At 59.6% G+C, this 18,210-nt stretch carries 13 protein-coding genes and 1 pseudogene; 8 read left to right on the top strand and 6 right to left on the bottom strand.

Going from position 1 to position 18,210, the window contains the following annotated elements; translation table 11 throughout:
* Positions 1 to 94: 94 nt before the first annotated feature.
* Complete coding sequence (locus CHEID_RS01580) at positions 95 to 1,150, bottom strand: HhH-GPD family protein (protein ID WP_112768562.1); 1,056 nt, start codon at positions 1,148 to 1,150, stop codon at positions 95 to 97.
* An 87-nt stretch (positions 1,151 to 1,237) separates the two neighbouring features.
* Here CHEID_RS01580 and CHEID_RS01585 point away from each other — a divergent pair, with 87 nt between their 5' ends.
* The 4 genes from CHEID_RS01585 (at position 1,238) to CHEID_RS10460 (ending at position 4,954) form a co-directional block, all read left to right on the top strand.
* Positions 1,238 to 1,912: a carbonic anhydrase gene (locus tag CHEID_RS01585; protein ID WP_181645832.1), complete on the top strand. Its 675-nt coding sequence runs from the start codon at positions 1,238 to 1,240 to the stop codon at positions 1,910 to 1,912.
* A 703-nt stretch (positions 1,913 to 2,615) separates the two neighbouring features.
* Entirely contained in the window at positions 2,616 to 3,509 is an 894-nt protein-coding gene (locus CHEID_RS01590) for a replication initiation protein (RefSeq protein WP_273661203.1), read from the top strand.
* A 205-nt stretch (positions 3,510 to 3,714) separates the two neighbouring features.
* A complete protein-coding gene (locus CHEID_RS01595; protein ID WP_181645833.1) occupies positions 3,715 to 4,563 on the top strand; it encodes a type IIL restriction-modification enzyme MmeI in 849 nt (282 codons plus the stop codon).
* A 46-nt stretch (positions 4,564 to 4,609) separates the two neighbouring features.
* On the top strand, positions 4,610 to 4,954 hold the full coding sequence (locus tag CHEID_RS10460; RefSeq protein WP_337956045.1) for a type IIL restriction-modification enzyme MmeI: 345 nt from the start codon (positions 4,610 to 4,612) through the stop codon (positions 4,952 to 4,954).
* Between the two features lie 965 nt (positions 4,955 to 5,919).
* On the opposite strand, the gene CHEID_RS01600 is transcribed toward CHEID_RS10460, so the two are convergent.
* The 3 genes and pseudogenes from CHEID_RS01600 to CHEID_RS01605 form a co-directional block, all read right to left on the bottom strand.
* Entirely contained in the window at positions 5,920 to 6,537 is a 618-nt protein-coding gene (locus CHEID_RS01600) for a hypothetical protein (RefSeq protein WP_146743796.1), read from the bottom strand.
* 1,073 nt (positions 6,538 to 7,610) lie between these two features.
* A pseudogene (locus tag CHEID_RS10520) lies at positions 7,611 to 8,102 on the bottom strand (MFS transporter); the annotation flags it as partial.
* Positions 8,103 to 9,862: 1,760 nt separating this feature from the next.
* Positions 9,863 to 10,258 carry an ATP-binding cassette domain-containing protein gene (locus CHEID_RS01605; RefSeq protein ID WP_112768565.1) on the bottom strand — a complete coding sequence of 132 codons (396 nt, stop codon included), beginning with the start codon at positions 10,256 to 10,258 and terminating at the stop codon, positions 9,863 to 9,865.
* An 888-nt stretch (positions 10,259 to 11,146) separates the two neighbouring features.
* On the opposite strand from CHEID_RS01605, the gene CHEID_RS01610 reads away from it, so the two are divergent.
* The gene (locus CHEID_RS01610) at positions 11,147 to 11,779 is read left to right on the top strand and encodes a recombinase family protein (protein WP_112768566.1); all 633 of its coding nucleotides are present in this window, start codon (positions 11,147 to 11,149) and stop codon (positions 11,777 to 11,779) included.
* A gap of 18 nt (positions 11,780 to 11,797) precedes the next feature.
* Here CHEID_RS01610 and CHEID_RS01615 read toward each other — a convergent pair whose 3' ends face one another.
* The gene (locus CHEID_RS01615; protein ID WP_181645834.1) at positions 11,798 to 11,971 is read right to left on the bottom strand and encodes a hypothetical protein; all 174 of its coding nucleotides are present in this window, start codon (positions 11,969 to 11,971) and stop codon (positions 11,798 to 11,800) included.
* A gap of 1,213 nt (positions 11,972 to 13,184) precedes the next feature.
* Between CHEID_RS01615 and mobF the strand changes: the two genes are divergently transcribed.
* From mobF to CHEID_RS01630, 3 genes are all read left to right on the top strand, one after another.
* Positions 13,185 to 14,141, top strand: coding sequence for a MobF family relaxase (mobF, locus tag CHEID_RS01620; protein WP_181645835.1), 957 nt, complete (start codon positions 13,185 to 13,187; stop codon positions 14,139 to 14,141).
* A gap of 1 nt (position 14,142) precedes the next feature.
* Positions 14,143 to 15,588 carry an AAA family ATPase gene (locus CHEID_RS01625; protein WP_181645836.1) on the top strand — a complete coding sequence of 482 codons (1,446 nt, stop codon included), beginning with the start codon at positions 14,143 to 14,145 and terminating at the stop codon, positions 15,586 to 15,588.
* Between the two features lie 265 nt (positions 15,589 to 15,853).
* Positions 15,854 to 16,645, top strand: a complete 792-nt coding sequence (locus CHEID_RS01630; RefSeq protein WP_238599211.1) for a hypothetical protein — start codon at positions 15,854 to 15,856, stop codon at positions 16,643 to 16,645.
* A gap of 22 nt (positions 16,646 to 16,667) precedes the next feature.
* Here the strand turns inward: CHEID_RS01630 and radA are convergent, their stop codons facing one another.
* Positions 16,668 to 18,200 (bottom strand): DNA repair protein RadA, encoded by a 1,533-nt coding sequence (radA, locus tag CHEID_RS01635; RefSeq protein WP_112768569.1) that lies wholly within the window; start codon positions 18,198 to 18,200, stop codon positions 16,668 to 16,670.
* Between the last annotated feature and the right edge of the window lie 10 nt (positions 18,201 to 18,210).

Here is an 18,210-nt window from a genome sequence, read left to right on the forward strand (position 1 = left end):
GTTGCGGCTTGAGCTGGCTTTCTTGATAACTCAAGGCGTGATTAGCCGTGGCCTACGGCCCACTCCAGCCCACTGCCCACCGCGGCGGTGTGGGTTAGTGGGGGAGGCGGTAGGTGGTGGCGTCCCCAAGAATCCCATCCCGAACCACCAGCCCATCGGCGACCAGGGAGGACAGCGAGCGGGAGAGCTGGGCGGCATCCGGCCACACCAGATCAACCTCCGCGGCGGTGGCGGCACCGTCGGCGGATTCCCGCAGCAGCCGCATGATCTTGCCCCGAACTTGCCGATCCGTGCCCTCGAACCGCTGCACCCGCGCCCGGGCGGAGGCAACCTCTGACTCGGTGGGAAGGGGCTTGCCCCGGCGGACCCATTCACACACGTGCTGGACGGGGCACTGCTCGCAGCGGGGCGAGCGGGCGGTACAGACGAGCGCTCCTAGCTCCATGATGGCTGCGGTGAACAGGACGGCGTCCTCCCGTCGAGCTGGGTCCTGCTGCGCATTGGCGTAACCCCGCCGCTCCAGATCGGGGTCCCCGGCGACGAAGGGCATCATATCCGCCACGGCTGCCAAATCGCCGGCTCGGGCGGGCCCCGGCAGGAAAACCCCCTCCACCGCTCGGCGATGAACCCGCCGCACATTGGTATCCACTACCGGGACTGGAAGGCCGAAGTGGAAGGCCGCAACAGCCCGGGCCGTGTAGCTACCCACCCCCGGCAGCGCATGCAGCTCCGACACGGTGCCGGGCACGGCTCCCGCATGACGGTCCACGATGGCCTGGGCGCACTCGCGCAGCCGCAGCGCTCGGCGCGGATAACCCAGATTCGCCCACATCCGCAGCACATCCGCCGGCGTTGCCTGAGCCAGGTCCTTCGGCTCCGGCCACCTATCCAGCCACGCGCGCCATAATGGTTCGACGCGCGCCACCGGGGTCTGCTGAGACATGACCTCGCTGACCAAAACGCCCCAGGGCGAGGTGCCCGAATCTCGCCAGGGCAGAGGGCGACCGTGGCGGGCGAACCACCGGTTGCTCGGGGTGACCAGGGGAAATGGGTCGCTCTTGGCTCCATGTGCGGGGTTTTGCGAGGCGGGGTGGGCGGTTACGTCGGTAGCGGTGACGCGGCCGCGGTTGGGGGTGTAGTTGCTGTGCATAAGACGCCCGCGATTCTATACGGCGACACACCGTGCGGTTGCCTATTCCCGTTGTGCTGAACCTACAAGTACCGGCATGATGGCCGCATGGAATACACCCCGAGCACGCTAACCCCCGTGGAGGCCCTCACGGCCATGCTAGAGGGCAATCGCCGCTTCGTGGCGGAGGAGCTCACCCGCCCCAACCAGGATCCTCACTACCGGCGGACGTTGGCCGAGGGGCAAAGTCCGCACGCGGTGGTGCTTGCCTGTTCAGACTCCCGGGTGCCGGTGGAGCTGGTCTTCGATCAGGGGCTGGGGGATGTGTTCGTTATCCGCACCGCAGGGCACATCACGGACCTCTCCGTGCTGGCATCCCTTGAATTCGCAGTGGATGGATTGGACGTACCTCTCGTCGTGATCCTTGGACACGAGGGCTGCGGCGCGGTAGGCGCGGCGCAGCGAGCTTTGGAGCACGGGGAGCTGCCCGACGGTTTCCAGCGGGTGCTGGTGGAGAAAGTCACTCCCTCCCTGCTGTCCGCCCGGGCTAATGGGTTGGAAAGCGTAATCGATTTCGAGCGAAACCACGTTCGCGAGATCGCCCATCACATCGTGGATCGCTCCCCGCAGATCTCGCGCCGGGTGAACAATGGAAGCTGTGCGGTGGTGGGGCTGCGGTACTGCCTAACGGATGGCCACGCCGAGCCGCTGATAACCTTCGGCCTGCAGGCCCTGCCGCGAATCCCTGGGGTAGAGGGGGCAGGGGTAGAGGTCATCCGGTAACGAGCGTTACCTTCGTGCGTTCGAAAGTTGGTTGCGACTTTGGGATATGCAGCTGACGGCAGATGTCGTGATGGGCGCATGTGCGATGAGCGTCAACCGTCCGAGGTGGGGCTGGCTGTCGCGTCGGTGAGAGGTCCGTTTGATCCATCCAAGGATCCCGGTGCCGAGTTGTTCCTAGGTGTGCCGACAGTAACGGCCCAGGAGACTGGTCTGCAGCGAAGCGAACAACGACCCTCCTGCCGGGTTGTCTTCGGCAGCACCGGCCTGGCCGATGTTCGCTACCATGCCGGCTGTGGCAGGGGGTGAAGTTTGCTCTCACCAGTGGGGTGCTAGGGGACCTGCGCCAGCGTGGCGCCGTCACCGCGGGCGAGGGCCACTCACCCGACCTTGGCGCAAGATTTCTAGGGAAGGGCAGCGGCCTCGATGGCCTCTTTTCCGGGCCACCGGGTGGGACAACGAAACCAGACATTGCCTGACCGGAAGACGTTCCATCGTTGGATCTATTGGGGGACATTTTTGCGGGAACTACCGAGCAATTTGCATCGTCGGACACATCGGGTCAGAGCTGCAGCTGTCCTTCCTTGAGGCTTCGGTTGGAAGAGGGAATGAGTACCGGAGATTAGCCTCGATCCCGTTGGCCGTGGACTGGGAGTGATCCCTGTGATGCGGTCGCGGAGCGCTGAGTCCACGGCGCGAGTCGGCCGTGTTGGGGGAGGTTGTCGGTGGGGATTTGGCGTTTTCCCACCGGTTGTCCCGCTCGCCGTTGTACACCGGGGATGATCCGCAGGCTTATCGTTGGCATGTGCAGCATCACCGGGTGGACCGGTTGGGTGATCTTGGAGATGAGGTGCGTGCGATGACCAACCAGATCACGTCAGTGTCCCCGTCCCGGCCGCAGGGGTTTACCAGCGGCCGGGAGTTGATTAACGCGGTCGTCGCCCGCCGCCTGGAGGCCGAGGACGCCCGGGGGCTGTTCGCCTCGGTGGATAAAACCCTGCCGGATGCCTCGGCGTTGGATGGGGATCGGATCGAGGGGGTCAAGGTGTTGTGGATCTCCCCGGGGCGGGCGGCCCGTGATGAGACGGTGTTCCGGCACGCGTTGGCGACCGCCCACCGGCTGCGGGAGGCCGACCAGCGGATGACGGACGCGAAGATCATCGACGCCTACGAGTACGCCTATAACGTGGCTCAGGCGGTGGGGGCGGATCACCGCAGCTCGGAGATGCCCCCGCAGCGCGATCGGCAGACGATGGCCCGGCGGGTGCGTGGTTATGTGCTGTCCGGGTCGAAAACCAGCCGGGGGTCGGCGTTCACCGGCGCGACAGCTGGGGTCAGCGCCCGGGAGCGCAAAGCCCTGTCCACCATGGGCCGTAAAGGCGGGAAGAAAGCCGCCCAACGCTGGAACGACCGCAACAGCACCTACGCCCAAAACGAGCTCAACAAACTTGCCAAAGCCAACCAACAACGCGCACGAAAAGGACGTGTGAGTGCGCGTGAGATCGCTAACTTCTTCGATGATGCATACCTGCAGACAGGCACATACCCCACCTTGAAGCAGGCCTCTAGCGAGCTCAAGGTGAGCGAAAAGACGGTATGAAGAGCACTTGCGGGAGCAGGAATCGAACTCCCCCGAGGACGTAAAAAGAAAGTGGACAAGCCGTAAGCAATGCACGGTCCCCCTGCCCCCTAGGGCGGCATCTTGAGTGCGAGAGTTTTTTTAGAACGCCCTCCCTTACGGAGAACGCAGGGTGCTCGCGCTTGAGGGGGAAGATTCCCAGCCGAGGGTTACGTAGGGTATGTGCATGGTTCCTTCTGCTCTGACTCCGATGATGGATCGCGGTACTGCCCGGGCGAACCTCAACGGTTTTGCTGCCCACTGGAGTCCCCGCATCAACGAGTGGAAGGTGTCGGGTAAGAGGCATACGGAGAAGTCCTACGCCCAGCAGTTCTGGTCGGACTTGCTGCGCTGTTTTGGGGTCATCCCGGAGCGGATTGATCTGTTTGAGCGGGATGCTGCCCGGGCCACGACTGGTCGGGATGGCTATATTGACCTTTTTTGGTCTGGGGTGGTGTTGGGGGAGGCGAAGTCTCTAGGCCGGGACCTGGACGCGGCGTTTGACCAAGCGTTGGACTATCTCTCAGGAGGGTCGATCGGCCAACACGAGTGGCCGAACCTCCTCGTGCGCAAAACGATGAAACCTCTATCCCCTGTCATCACCGAGGCAGTCAGAGGCTCCCAGCCCACGGACGGAGGTCACCTTATCGTCGAGGCCGATGAGTATGAGGGGGTAGCAGCCGATCCGGTGGCGGCAAAATACCTCCGACCGTTTCGCATGGGCCGCGAACTCGTCCGGGGGTTAGACCGGTGGTGTCTATGGATGGCCGATGACGATTTCGATCCGGCGGACATACGTTGCTCTGCCGTATTGCGTGAACGGGTCGCGGCATGTCGGAAGTTTCGGGAAACTAGTCGACCATCGGGGGATGCCTACAAGCTCAAGGACATTCCGCATCTGATGCGCCCGAACGCTAAACGACCACTAGTGCCCTATGTCGGTATCCCGGCTGTGGTGTCGGAAACGCGCCGCTACTACACCGCAGCCCACTTCGGCCCGGAGGTCATCGTAGGCAATCAGGTTGTACACCGCTGAGGACCCAACGGGTCTGCTGTTCGGGCTTGTGTCCTCGTCGATGTTCATGGCGTGGCAACGATGTGTTGGGGGTCAGCTGAAATCGGATCTCCGCTTTTCTAACACGCTGGTGTGGAACACGTTTCCTGTTCCCGAGCTCACGGATAAGACTCGGGCAGCAATCGTCGCTGGGGGTAAAGCTGTTCTCACTGCCCGCGCAATCCACCCCGAGCGCTCGTTGTCCGACGCCTACAATCCCCTCGGCATGGACCCAGCACTCGTCAAGGCCCACAACACGGTCGACTCGGCCGTCGACCGAGCCTTCGGCTCCTCCCGAAGACTCACCAGCGAAGCTAGCCGCCAAGAGCTTTTGTTCAAAAACTACTCTAGACTGACCTCAGCCACCGCGTAAGTCTGACGCCGCCGCTCCGCGTCCGAGGGTAGAAACCGCCGAAACGCGCTCGCCCTCTGCGGAGACGGGGGGAGCGCGCCCAATGGGTCAGGGAGAATGCAATCCTACTCGCGGGCGAGAGTTTGCATCCACGACCTTATTCTGGGATTGGCAACCAAAACCCAGTATACAATCAGAGGGTAAATAAACCTAAAAATAGACAAAGGTCCGATCCAGTTACTTAAGACTGCCGGGACATAACTGGTAAGAAGGAAGGGAAAACCTTCTTTTATGACGGACTTGGGATTGTCCGTCTCGATCTTCAAGAGACTTAGAATTAGCCCTACAAAAACAAGGATCAGCGCAGTGTATGCGCATGATAGCTGCCACAGGATATCGTGTCGGTAGATGCATGAAGCAGCCCGCTGCAATACAGGAGTGATTGAAAGAATGAGTACGATAACTGCAGCCATCTGCCCTTTCCAATTAGATTGCCTCATGGTTACACATCTCCCTTACGATGTGGTCAAGTCTGTAGCATAAGAACACCCGTTCGTGTAGTGTTCGGAAGTCACAAGACTGGACGGGGTGGTAACGCTGGCGCTGGTTGGGGCACCGAGCTTTAGGGCAAGGCACTTGTCTTGGGCAACCGCTGCGGTTGCCCAAGCTGAAACCTCCGCATTCCGCAGTCCCCACCACGCTCCCTCGTACTCTCCAATAGGTGGTGGAACGAGAACCCAGAAAGGAGCAATTGCTGCGGCGGCAGCTGTTCCTGCGGCCATCCTCCGTGTCTCATCTTTGCTTAAGTAGACGTGACCAGTAAGAATGCCCCAATCGACCCGGGGTTCGGAAGTCACGAGAAAGAGGCCCACCCCATCTGCCGAAACTTCCAGTGAAAAAACACCCCGAAAAACTAGCCCGACGCCCCCGCACTATCACAGCCCCAGGTACGCCGGGTCGGCCAACTATTTGGCGTCTAGGAGCGCCTAGAGCTTGTCCCAAGCTGAAGCGCCGCAGTATCCTGCCGTGCCCCCACCTACGCCTGCTGCTGTGAGACACGCAATGTAGCCAGGAAGGCTACCATACGAACGTACAGCCGTGGCGGCGGCAACAATCCAGGCGGGGATTCCTGCCGCTGACAAGCATCGATTCAGCTCGCTGATGGCGTCGCCGACCGATCGGGGCGAGGTGATTCCGCCTTGAGGTGCAGATACGTCTTTATCTTGAATTTTCTTACCATTGGACCACGAGGTGACGTGGCCAGACGTCGAAGGCTTTTCGACGAAGTGAGACTCATTGTATCCGGCAATGTCACCTTGGTTGGAGAATACCACCGAAATGTTGCTGTACTCAATCCCTTCGTTAATGATAGGGATCATCACTAATGTCTCTCCTTTGCTGTTTGTTGATGACTTGGCATCAGCAAAAGACAGATTACTCGGGTTTGTGTGGAGTGAGAGAGGTCCACCCCTTATCGAGGCTTTGATGGAATCCGTGTGTTGTGCGGAAATAGGCTTGGCAACATGCTTTCCGTCTTCAAGGGAGATGGTGCTGGCTGGCACTTCGCTTGCAAATGCCAATAATGGGGACAGTGCTGTTGTCACTGCGATAGTAAGGCGATAAGAGCCTTGGGGTTACGCATATCATTCTACCTGAACTTTTGGGCTTCAGTCGTACTAACGAGATTGTCCCCGCATTGTGACGAGGGTTCCGACAGTCGCAGTAGAAATAATCGTCACTATCAGTCCCACAACAGTGAACGTTACCCACCCCGACTGATCAGTGGGGAGGCTGCTACGGGTGAAAGCAGCTATCAAGTAGATTGCGACAGTGGAGAGTGCTACAGCGCTATAGGTGCCGATTTTCTTCGAAGGCATTGTCATATCCTTTGTGTGTCACTTGACTTTAAAACTGCTTTCGAAATAGATAGTAGCGCTAGAGGAAGCTATTTTGGCACTATTTAACCCAATGTTCATGATTTGTTCGTGTACGTTCGAAAAGCGGCTTGTTGACGCCAGACCATGAGCGTAGCTTGACGCTAAGAGCGTCTTGAAGCTGGATCTATTTGGTGAGGGCTCGGCTGTTGGCTCTGGCTTCCATTCGAGATGCTACATCTGCTAGCTGAGGGTAACTCTGCAGCGGAATGTTGAAGTTGGAAGCACTCGGTCGACTGGGATGCGTAGGGGGCTCTTCGACACCTCGTGCGCCGCATAAACCATCGTTTGTGTCCCACCCGCGTCCGCACCTCGGCGGGCGGGCATTCTCCCAGGACAGCGCTGTGCAAAATTGTGCCCGTTACTTGGCCTGGGCATGACGTCCTTAGCGACAGGTTGTGCATCATGAGGGGATGGGTGGTGGAATCGCCGTGGGAAGGGTGAGGGCTTCTAGCTATGTGGGATCAAAATTCTGGAAGCAGGCCGATGTTTCACCCCGGTGGAATGTACATGGCAAGACGCTTCCTGCTCGAAGGTGGCGAGGTATCGCTGCAGGTGACAGTGATCGTGTTAATGAAGGTACTTCCCAGTTGGGCACTTCAGTGTTGGACCTTCACAGGGTGCCATGTCGTGAGGCCGGCTTCGCGTACGCCAGGAAACATCCAGGCTGCCGCCGTCCAGTGGGGGCGCTTGTCGACGGTTGTTGGGCGTTGGCAGCTGGTCTGCAGCGGATCGGTGTGCAGCTACCTATGGGGTGACAGCGCTTCAGGATGTGAACCTTTGGATCTCTTCAGCCCTGCAGTGAGTACAAGGAAACCTAAGAGGGACAACACCGCGCCGGTGAGAGCTGGGGCTCGATGGCCCAGCCCGGCTGAAATGGCCAACCCCGCGATAGCTACACCCACCGTGTTCCCGAGGTTGAAGGATGCAATATTGGCTACAGACGCGAGTGTTGTTGCCCCGTCAGCGCGCTTGAGTACCCGTTGCTGTAGTCCAGGGACCGTCGCGAAACCGACAAGGCCCACCGCGAAAACAGCGAGGGCAACGCCAGGGCGCCAGGGGGTAGATAACCAGTATGCGACGAGAACAACCGGCAGCAGCGCCGAAAACGCTACAAGGCTGCGTTCCCCGGAGCGGTCGGCTGCTCGGCCTCCGACGATATTCCCGAAGAACAGCCCCAGTCCGAAGATGACGAGGAGCCAGGGAACTGCCTGCCGGTCGAAACCAGATAGCTGAACAAGAGTCGGCTCGACGAAAGCTTCGGTCGAGGATGCTACCCCGGTCGGTGTTTGGGCATCCTAAGTGGGTGCGGGGATCGTCGAAGCTGACTGCACCGTCCGACGTGAAGAGGCAAATTGACCGAGACCTGACGATTTGGGTGTCCCTAAACAACCCCTACAATGGCACCTTTATCTTTGCCTGCTCAGGCCCGTTTCTACCCGACGGGTTGCAGAGAAGGTTGGTTGACCGTTCTCTAATCTGCTGATGATGTAGACGATATTACCGCCCGTAGGGGACGGCGGTTAGTTTTCTCTAGTCAGATTTGCTTTACGGGGGCGGGAGCCGGTTTGACCCTGGTAGCATTGTTGACCTGTTCTAATTGAGGAATGTCGATTATAAGGTAGAAATAGAGTGAAGTATGTCTTGAGTCGATCTATTAGTGCATGGCCCTAAGAGGTGCTGTACACTACGGAAGACGATTAACTAACGAAGTTGAGCTAAAGTAGTACGAGGTACCCAGACACGAGTATAAAGCTCCCTATTAGAAGCACTAGGTACTGACGCGGATGTTTCAAAACCTCCTTCTCGGTCCGAAGTCCACTCAAAGGGTACACAATTTCACAAATTGCGAACAAGCAGGAAACTATCGCAAAAGTTGCTACTGCGAAAGGTATAAACATAAACGAAATACCATTCAGTGCGATTGCAATGAAAATCAAAGGCGTAGCAACGACGCCGTAATAAAAGAACAATAGTATGCAATACTGGAGTTTCAAATTACGCTCAACACCGAGCATTCGTGCTGCCTGAACAGTATCTGGATCTCGAGACATCGTTGTCGTGAGCACAGATGTCGACAGGCACACCGAAAGACCAGGAGGGGTAGCAAGGGGATACTCACGCGAGAGTAAGAGGAAAAGAGCGCCAAAACCGATTACAGCAACCGCATTTACCCAGACTCTTTGGTCCGTGAGAAGGCAGGCAAGGTAGTAATTTCGTGTTCTTGACGCGGGGCGAGCATTAGCCGAATTGAGTAGAGGAGGTGACTTGGCGAAAACGATGCACAACGAAACGATGACCATCATTGTCAACCAAGTGATAAACGATGGCAAAACTAACGGACTGGCGGCAAGTAGGCCGCAAAGAACAAGTGCAAAAGGCCACTGGAATCTGAAGTCAAGCAGAAGAATAGGCCAAATAGAGCAATATACAAAAAGTAAAAAGACGCTAGTCGAGAGGACGGCAATGAAGGACCTGCCGGCTGCGATAAGTAATGTGGCCTGACAAACACCAAACTCGACAGCGAAAAGTATTGCCCCGGCCAGAAGAGAAGCTCGAGCTAACACTCCCCGCGAAACGGGCCACTGCAACAGCTGGTTCAACCTTGGATCCCTTGCCCATATTGCAGCATTGGAGAACGAGGCTAAGCCTGTCACGACGGAAAGAAACGATAAGCATCGCGACTGAGAAGCATTAGATAATAGAAAATATCCGACGGGGATAGCGGCCACAGTTAGCAGCAAGCTTACTTGAAGGAGCCTGCGACTTACGAACTCGCCTAGGAGTCCCTGCACCGCTGTTCGGTACTGGGTCATTATTTCCCCTGTGCGGTACGGTTTTCATCCAACAGGGAAATCAAATCATCGCGTGTTTTAGGCACATCCTGCGGGCCTGTCATAGATCCCCTCTGCAGAATGTAGAGAGTGTCTGCTGTATCTATCAACGACTCAGCGACATGGGATCTCATGATAATGCTAGTACCAGCATCACGGGCCTAGCGGATAGACGAGTATAGAAAATCCGTTCCGAGGGAATCAAGCGCATCGACAGGTTCGTCTAGAATCAAAAGCGGTGGCTTGATGGCAAAGGCAGCGATTAATCTAGCCTTTTTCGAGTTTCTTGAACTCAATTCACCTATACGAGTTTTCGCGAAAGAGCCGAAATTGAAACCGTCGATCAATTCATGAAGTATGTCGTCTGGAGCCTTGTCGTACGCAGCAGAGACGAAGCGAAGGTAGGTTTCAAACGACCAATTTCGAAAGCTTTGGTCCTCCGTGAACACGGTCATGCGCGTACGTTTGAACCCTGGACTGTCCGGGGTGGTCGGGTTGCCAGCGAAATCCATCGACTCGAACTTGGCGTTCTTCAGAAGGCCACTTAAACCCTTGATGAATGTGGTTTTCCGGCTCCGTTTCCGCCCAGCAAGCCAACAACGCTACCTGGTTGTACCTCGAACTGCGGAATGGAAAGAACAGGCGGTTCCGATAGTTGATATCCAAACTCGCCCTGTCTGATGGTGAACATAGAATGACGGTCCCCCCGCAGGCAGTGATGTTAGATCAGCGGCTTGTCCTATCGGATTGCCTACCCTTCGCCAGGGCTGCAATGAAAATAACAGCGGCTACTAAAAACACGACGCCGAGCAGTGTATTTCCACGCACGAAGCTGGCCACCGAGACTGCCACGAAGAGCGCGGCGGCAACGCTGCGAAGTAGACGACTAGACATATGACAGACTCCTTAGATCATGAAGAGCGTAGTGACGAATTGTTAATGAGTAGGTCGATACTAGCGCACCAGGAATAATCAACAACATGAATTGATGATGGATCGCTAGTGTGTGGAGGAACAGGACCAGTGCAAGTGGCCAAGTCTAATGATAGTGTATCGCATCGGTGAGCGAAATAGTTTCTGGGCCGTGGCGCTATGCGTGACCACGCTTCTCGCGCACCCTGCCCGTGAGTTCTCACCCACCCTACGCATGAGGATGTAATTCCCACCACAGGGATACGACGGGCGACGTTGCTGAGGATGGTGAGCGCCTACTGCTGAGGGATCAGGAGGCCTGCCAGTGGGTCGATGCTTCAACCGGGTGAAGCAAGAGCCGTAATTTATTTCCCGCCCGCACGTATCCGAGGTGGGGTGGAAGCAGTATCGGCAATGTAAAAGCAGCTTTGCACTGGTTTTACACATCCGCCAGAACCCACCGCCGCTATAAAAGGAACTCCTCGGTAGGTCAATTTGCCACCATTGCAGCGAGCTCATAGAGATGCCTTGACATGTCTGGTGCAGTTCCACCATGCACCGGGCGGGTCTTCGGCTACGCGCGGGCGTCGACCGGTGATCAGAATCTGGATCGGCAAATCGCAGCCCTCGGTGAGGTGGACATGCTCATTGAGGATAAGGAGTCGGGCAAGAACGTCGCCGACCGAGATGAGCTGTCGGCCCTGATGCGTTTCGTCAAAGCTGGGGACAATATCCGGGTCAAAAGCGCTGACCGGCTCGCCCGGTCGAGCTCGGATCTGTTAGCGATTGCGGAGAACTTGAAATCCCGGAAGGTTGGCTTGGAGTTTGTGGACAACCCGGCATTGAAAACGACCACCCCGCAGGGTTACTTCATGCTGACGGTGTTGGCAGCAGTAGCCCAGTTGGAGCGCGAGATCATCCTGGAGCGCCAAGCCGAGGGCATTGCCCTGGCGAAGAAAAAGGGCAAGTACACCAAGGCGCCTCGTTTGACCCGCCAGCAGGTGCTTGACGCCCGCCGACGGGTGGCAGAAGGGGTGCCGAAAGCCCAGGTTGCTCGTGACCTCCAGGTCAGTAGGCCGACGCTGTATGCGGCGTTGTCGGGTACCGGGGTGTACGCCGATGGGGGCCGCAAGGATGAGGACGCTGAAGAACCCCCGCTGTGGTGACAGTGAGGGTTCAGAGGCTTACGCAGATACCCTGTGTTGGCGGCGTAGCAGCAGCCACGTCAGCGCTGCGGCGACAACCAGAGCACCAATGGGCCACACAGCAACATTCCATTGCAGGAATCCGAGGGCCGCGATGAGGGCGACGATGGTAGCTGCGACAAGAAGGATGAGCCAGTTGTACTTGTTTGTCATGACTCCTACCTACACGTTGCGCCGCGAACTCCGCCAGCCCAGGTGAGTTCGAGCAGGAGTCGCTGACCGGACGGGACAGCTCGTTAAAGTCGACGATCTACCAATCGGAGCGATTGCCACGATGCTCGGCAACAACTGCACCACCGCGTGGCGCGCACTGAACAGCCACAGCGAAGCTCTGGCAATCTCGGGGGGGGCAAGAGCAATGGTGGTTTGCGGAAAAAATATTAGAAAACCCTCGAACCATGTCCGAGGGTAGGGAAGGGAGAATGCTCCAAAGTGGCAGATCGATAGAGGACCTGGGTTCTACTTCTTTCCTGCTGCTTTGAAAATCTTGACTATCAGCCACACTAGTGCGGCAATAATCAAAACGGTGACAAGCACAAGCGCAATCTCTATGATTCCAAAATTCACGATGAAGCTCCTATACTTCTATCTGTAACCTAAGTTTATGGTTTCGTGGTTATGCAAGCCCAGGAAGATTCTTTACCGTCGATGTGGTAGCGCCCACACACGTCGGTATCTGCCTCAAACGTCTCGCTGTGAAGATCGAACGTGAGGTAGTGGCCAGGAAAAACGGATTGCGCAACTGTTTGCAGTTGTTCACACTTCCGTGACGTTCCTGGTGTGCCTCATTCGCATCAGTCCATTGGATATCGAAGCTGCCTCCGCAGACGTTGTCTTTCCAGAAGCTATCTGGGCCGCCGCGCCATCCTACTTCAGCATAGTGGGCATGGAGACCCGTTCCGTCCACGTAGATGAACGCCCTGGAGTTCGGCCCCTCGCCCGGAGCAGGTGCCTCGCCAAGTGCGCTGGGAGCGAAAAGGTTCCGGGTGCTGGTTGACGTTTCGGCATACCTCCCGTGGCCGTTAGCGGCAGCTTGTTCGTACCCCTCTCCGGGGGCCCTGCGGGGCATCGGCAGCTCCTAGAGCTGCGGTGGCTGCGGCGGCTGTTGCCCAAGAGGGGTAGCCACCCGCGGCTGGGAGTTCTCACCTTTCCACATCTGGGTCTGCCTTGCTGACTTAACGAACCTTCTCAGCTCACCAGAACCCCCTGGCTCGAAGCCCCCGCGTAGCAAGAGGTCCCGACTCCCAAACAGCCGAGCCCCTTACGAGCAAAGATACATTTGCAGGAAACCGTCGAGTAGTTCGGTGGGCTGTGGGTTGGCCTGTGGTGGACCTGGGGAAGGCGGGTGTAGTTGTCGGTGTTGACGGTGGCGAAGCTGCATGCGGAGTCGGTGGCGTATTACGAGTCGACGGTGGATGTGTCTGGTGGGGTGGATGGGTACTACTCGGAGGATGGTCGTCAGCCCGCGCGGGCGTGGGTGACGGGCGAGTCGGCGGGGGCTGTGGATGCCATCTCGGGGCAGTTGGGTGTTGAGCCGGGAATGGTGGTGGATGGGGCAGGGGTGCGGTCGTGGTTTAACGGTGCTGTTGGCCCCAGTGGCGTGAAGTTGGGTCGTGCTCCGGGTAGTCGGGGGGTGCCGGGTTACGATTTGGCGTTTTGCGCGCCGAAAAGTGTGTCCATTGTGTGGGGGTTAACCGATGATGAGGATGTGCGTGCGGCGGTGGATCGTGCGCATGCGGCGGCGGTGGCAAGTGGGATGGATTATCTCACTACCCATGCGGGGTACACCCGGCGGGCGAGTCGTGATGATCCGAGTGTGATGGTGATCGAATCGCTGCCTGGATTATCGGGGGTGCGGTACGAACACCGGACGAGCCGCGCGGGTGATCCGCATGTGCATTCCCATGTGTTGCTGTCGAATAAGCAGTTGTGTCGGGATGGGAAGTTCCGCACGATTGATGGGACGAGTGTGTATCACGAGCTGCGGGCAGCGGGCATGGTGTATCAGGCTCACTTACGCGCGGAACTCACGGCGGCTTTGGGGGTGCGGTGGGGTGAGATTGTCAATGGGTGTGCCGAGATTGTGGGGTTGGATGATCCGGAGTTTATCCGGGGGTTTTCCACCCGCGCGTCGGAGATTGATGCGTGGCGTCAGGCGCAGGGGGTTGGTGATGATGAGCACCGCTCGGAGGTGATGAATCGTCTTTTTGCCCGGTTGGGTCAGAAAACCACCCGGCGGCGGAAGGATGTTGATACCCCGCTGGCGGAGCTGCAGGCCCAGTGGGCGGGCAGTGCGGTGCCGGTCGACGTTTACCCGCGCTGATGTGGTCGAGGCGGCTGCCGGTTTGGTCGGCGGGGATGTTCCTGCCGCTGGGTTGGTGGATCGGATTGAAGCGTTAGTTGATGAGGTGTTTGCTTCGGGGTTGGCGTGGACGGTGACCCCGGAGCGGTCGCGGGGGTATGACCGGCGGATGCGGGAGGGCTCGCAGCGGTTTACCGCTGAGGTGGTTGTTGATGAGGTCAATAGGGGGATTGATCTGGCCTGCCAGCAGGTTCGTTCGCCGGTGCGGCAGCCGGTGGAGATCACCCCGGTCGATGGGGTGTTATCGGATGCGCAGGCAGCTGCTGTGCGGCAGGTGGTGTGTTCGCCGTGGCGTGCGGGTGTGATTGTGGCCCCGGCGGGGGCGGGGAAAACATCGTCGTTGGCGGCAGCCCGCGCGGCGTGGAACCAGGTGGGCAAGCAGGTGGTGGGGCTTGCCCCGACGGGTAAGGCAGCTGATGTGATGACGATGGATAACGTGGCTGATTCCTCGTCAACGATCGCTCGGGTGTTGTGGGGCACAGAGTCGCTCTCGGCTAGCCAGGTGGCCGCACAGGTGGGGTGGACAGATCAGACGGTGGTGGTGGTTGACGAGGCGGGGATGGTGTCGAACCGGGAGTGTGTGCGGTTGTTGGACATCGCCGCGAGTGTTGATGCGCGGGTGGTGTTTGTGGGTGATCCGCACCAGTACGCGGCGGTGAATCAGCGCAGTGGGTTGTTGGGCACGTTGGCTGCAGAGGTGCCGGATGCGGTGGAGTTGCGGGAAGTGTTCCGGCAGCGTGATGCCGCGGAACGGCGGATGTCGACGTGGCTGCGCAATGGGGGTGCCGCGTTGGTGTCCCAGGCGGCGCAGTGGTACGCCGAGCATGGCAGGGTGCATGCCGGTAGTGCCACGGCGATGCTCACCGACGCGCTGGAGGGGTGGAGCGCAGATCGGGCAGCCGGGCTGGATAGTGTGCTCATCGCTGGGGATAACGACACGGTGGATGCGTTGAACCGGGCCGCGCAGTCCCGACGGGTGGCGGCCGGGGAGGTCAACGCCTCTGGCCGGTCGTGTCGGCTCGGTGGTGGGGTATCGCCACAACAAGGGTTCGTTGGGGATGTGATCATCACCCGCCGGAATGATTATGAGTTGGTGACCTCCTCGGGTGAGCCGGTGCGCAATGGGCAACGGTGGGTCATTGATGCGGTGGGCCGGGATGGGTCAGTAGCACTGCGCCGGTGTGACTCAGATGGCGCGACGGTGGTGGTGCCCGGTGAGTACTTGGGTGAGCATGCGCACTTGCAAGGGGGTCGTGACACCGATGCGCTCGGCAAGGTCGTACGCAGGCACGGTCCTTTCTTAGGGCGGGTGTATGCGTCGTTGCACCTAGCCCGTTGGCAGGACGCCGACAGTGAGCCAGGTGCGGTTGACGCGCTGGGAAATGACCTGACGCGGAGACCGCTCTGACCCAGGCGAACCACCAAGGCAACGGTGCCTTTCGGTGTTCTGTAGGCACAACCAGGGACTCCGCTTGGAAAGCTCGGACAGGCTGGCGCCATCTCGAACGGCGGCCATCTCGAGTGTTCTTGACATTCTCGGGTTCCGGACGTGGAGGCTGCATTTCGATGGTTTACCGAAACTTCGGCGGACATGCCGCCTCGTCCTGCCCTCCTCTTCCCACCCGCCTGTGTCTTTACCTCGTTGGGCCGTGGGTCCGTTTTATGGTGGGGGCGTGAGTACCGAGCACCGCAGTCCCCGCAGAGATCCGCGCGACCCGGATTATTCGCGCGAGCCGCGACGCTCCCGGTCATGGGGGGAGGCTCGGCCGGGCGCTAGGGCCGGGCGTCCCGAAGAAGGACGCAACGGGCGCCCGCTGCCCCGGGAGGTCTACATCCGGCGCCGGGTTGCTGCGGTTGTAGTGCTTGTGGTGTTGATCGGTTTGCTGTGGTGGGCTATCGCGGCCATGTTCGGCGGTGGGTCCGATTCCGAAAATGCGGCGGCGACGCAAGCAACCAGCACCTCGCCGAACATGAAGGGGCCGGTGGAACCTCCGCAGGGCAACAGCTCAAAGGCATCCGATTCCGCCACGTCATCCCCCTCGGCAAGTGCCAGCTCGGAACCGAAGGCAGGCAACTGCTCGCCCGCTGACCTGCAGGTGGAGGCCGTGCCGGGTGCCCCGGTGTTCGGGGCAGATCAGCAGCCCAACTTCTTTGCGGAGATCACTAACCCCACCGGCCGTGATTGCGAGTTGAATATGAAGGACTCGCCGCTGAAGTTCGAGGTGTTCCGCCTCAACGATTACCAGCGTGTGTGGTCCGACCTGGACTGCAACGACCCGGAGGTGACTGGGAACGTGAAGTTTCCGGCGGGGAAGACTACAACGTATGAGCTGACTAGCTGGTCGCGCACTTCCTCCGTCCCGGGGAACTGCGGGTCCCGTGATCCGGTGCCCGCCGGGGCTTACCTGCTGTACACGCACGTCGGGGACACGGTCTCTCAGCCAGCCACCTTCAACCTGGGTTAACCCCGCAGCTAAGTCGATCCGCCTACGCCTCGGCGAGGGCCAGCCGCACCGCTTCGCAAAGGGTGCCCACCTCCCGAACCTCCATCCCCTGGGGCTTGTCGTGAACACATCCCCGGGGGATGAGCGCACTGTTGAAGCCAAGCCGCGCGGCCTCGGCTAGGCGCTGGGTGAGCTGTGGAACGCGACGGACCTCCCCGCCGAGCCCGACCTCTCCCACGGCGACGAGGCCCAGCGGAAGGGGCAGGCGGCGCGCGGTCGACGCCAGCGCCAACCCGGTGGCCAGGTCAGCGGATGGTTCCTGAATCCTCATCCCGCCGACAGTCGCAGCATATACTTCCTTGTCCGCCAGGCGCAGGCCGCAGCGCTCGGATAGGACGGCCAGGATCATCGATACGCGGTTGTTGTCCATGCCGGTGACGTACCGCTTCGCATTCTTCAGCTCGCTGTGCAGGGCGAGGGTCTGTAGCTCTCCGACCATGGCGCGGCGCCCGTCCATGACGACGGTCACCGCCGTTCCCGTGACGGATTCGGAACGGTGGTGCAGGAACAGTCCGCTAGGGTCGGTCACTTCGCGAATCCCGTGGGCGGTTTGCTCGAAGCAACCCACTTCGTCCGTGGCGCCGAAGCGGTTCTTGATGCCGCGGAGGAAGCGCAGCGAGGAATGCTTGTCCCCCTCGAAACTGAGGACCACGTCCACCAGATGCTCGATAGTTCGGGGGCCCGCGACGTTGCCGTCCTTCGTCACGTGTCCCACGGCGATGACCGGGGTTCCGGTCTGCTTGGCCAAGGTGGTCAGCGTCGCCGCCACCGCCCGGGTTTGGGTGACCCCGCCGGATACGCCGTCCACCCCAGTGGCGTTCATCGTCTGGATGGAATCCACAATGATCAGCTCGGGCCGAATATCGTCGACGTAGCCCAACGCCGTCTCGAGATCGTTTTCGCTGGCCACATACAGGTTTTCTTCCACGGCTCCCGTGCGCTGGGCCCGGTGGCGTACCTGCCCCGCGGACTCCTCGGCGGTGATGATCAGCGCGGTATGCCCGGAGCGGGCCCAGCAGGCCGCGACCTCCAGTAGGAGGGTGGATTTGCCCACGCCCGGCTCGCCAGCCAGAAGTACAGCGCTGCCCGGGACGATGCCACCGCCCAGCACGCGATCCAGTTCGCCAATGCCGCTGGGCCTGTGTTCGGCAGTGAGGGCATCGATGTCGGTGATACGCAGGGCATCTCCGCCATCTCCCGCTAGGTGTCCTAGCAATTCTGAGGGGTCCGTTAGTGCGTCCACTGCCCGGGCACCTGGTGCCAGTGCACCTGGCGCCCCCGCCACCTGCGCCGACCCGGCTTTTCGGTCAGCGGCGCGCCCGCCCCTTGGCGCTCGTGCCTGCGACCCCTGCCCCTTCTTAGTGCTCTTAGTGCGCTGCCCCACGCTGAACTGCGCATAGCTGTTTACGACGGCGGTCATAGTGCCCCAGCTATCGCAGCTCGGGCACCGGCCCATCCACTTGCTCAAGCGGTGACCGCAGTCGGTGCATTCAAAGGTGGTGCTGCTCTTGGCCATAGCCCATAGG

Source organism: Corynebacterium heidelbergense (assembly GCF_028609845.1).
Taxonomy (GTDB): domain Bacteria; phylum Actinomycetota; class Actinomycetes; order Mycobacteriales; family Mycobacteriaceae; genus Corynebacterium; species Corynebacterium heidelbergense.

Coding starts and splice junctions, on each gene's coding strand:
- CHEID_RS01580 (WP_112768562.1), bottom strand. CDS start 1,150: ATGCACAGCAACTACACCCCCAACCGCGGCCGCGTCACCGCTACCGAC.
- CHEID_RS01585 (WP_181645832.1), top strand. CDS start 1,238: ATGGAATACACCCCGAGCACGCTAACCCCCGTGGAGGCCCTCACGGCC.
- CHEID_RS01595 (WP_181645833.1), top strand. CDS start 3,715: ATGGTTCCTTCTGCTCTGACTCCGATGATGGATCGCGGTACTGCCCGG.
- CHEID_RS10460 (WP_337956045.1), top strand. CDS start 4,610: ATGGCGTGGCAACGATGTGTTGGGGGTCAGCTGAAATCGGATCTCCGC.
- CHEID_RS01610 (WP_112768566.1), top strand. CDS start 11,147: ATGTCTGGTGCAGTTCCACCATGCACCGGGCGGGTCTTCGGCTACGCG.
- CHEID_RS01615 (WP_181645834.1), bottom strand. CDS start 11,971: ATGACAAACAAGTACAACTGGCTCATCCTTCTTGTCGCAGCTACCATC.
- radA (WP_112768569.1), bottom strand. CDS start 18,200: ATGGCCAAGAGCAGCACCACCTTTGAATGCACCGACTGCGGTCACCGC.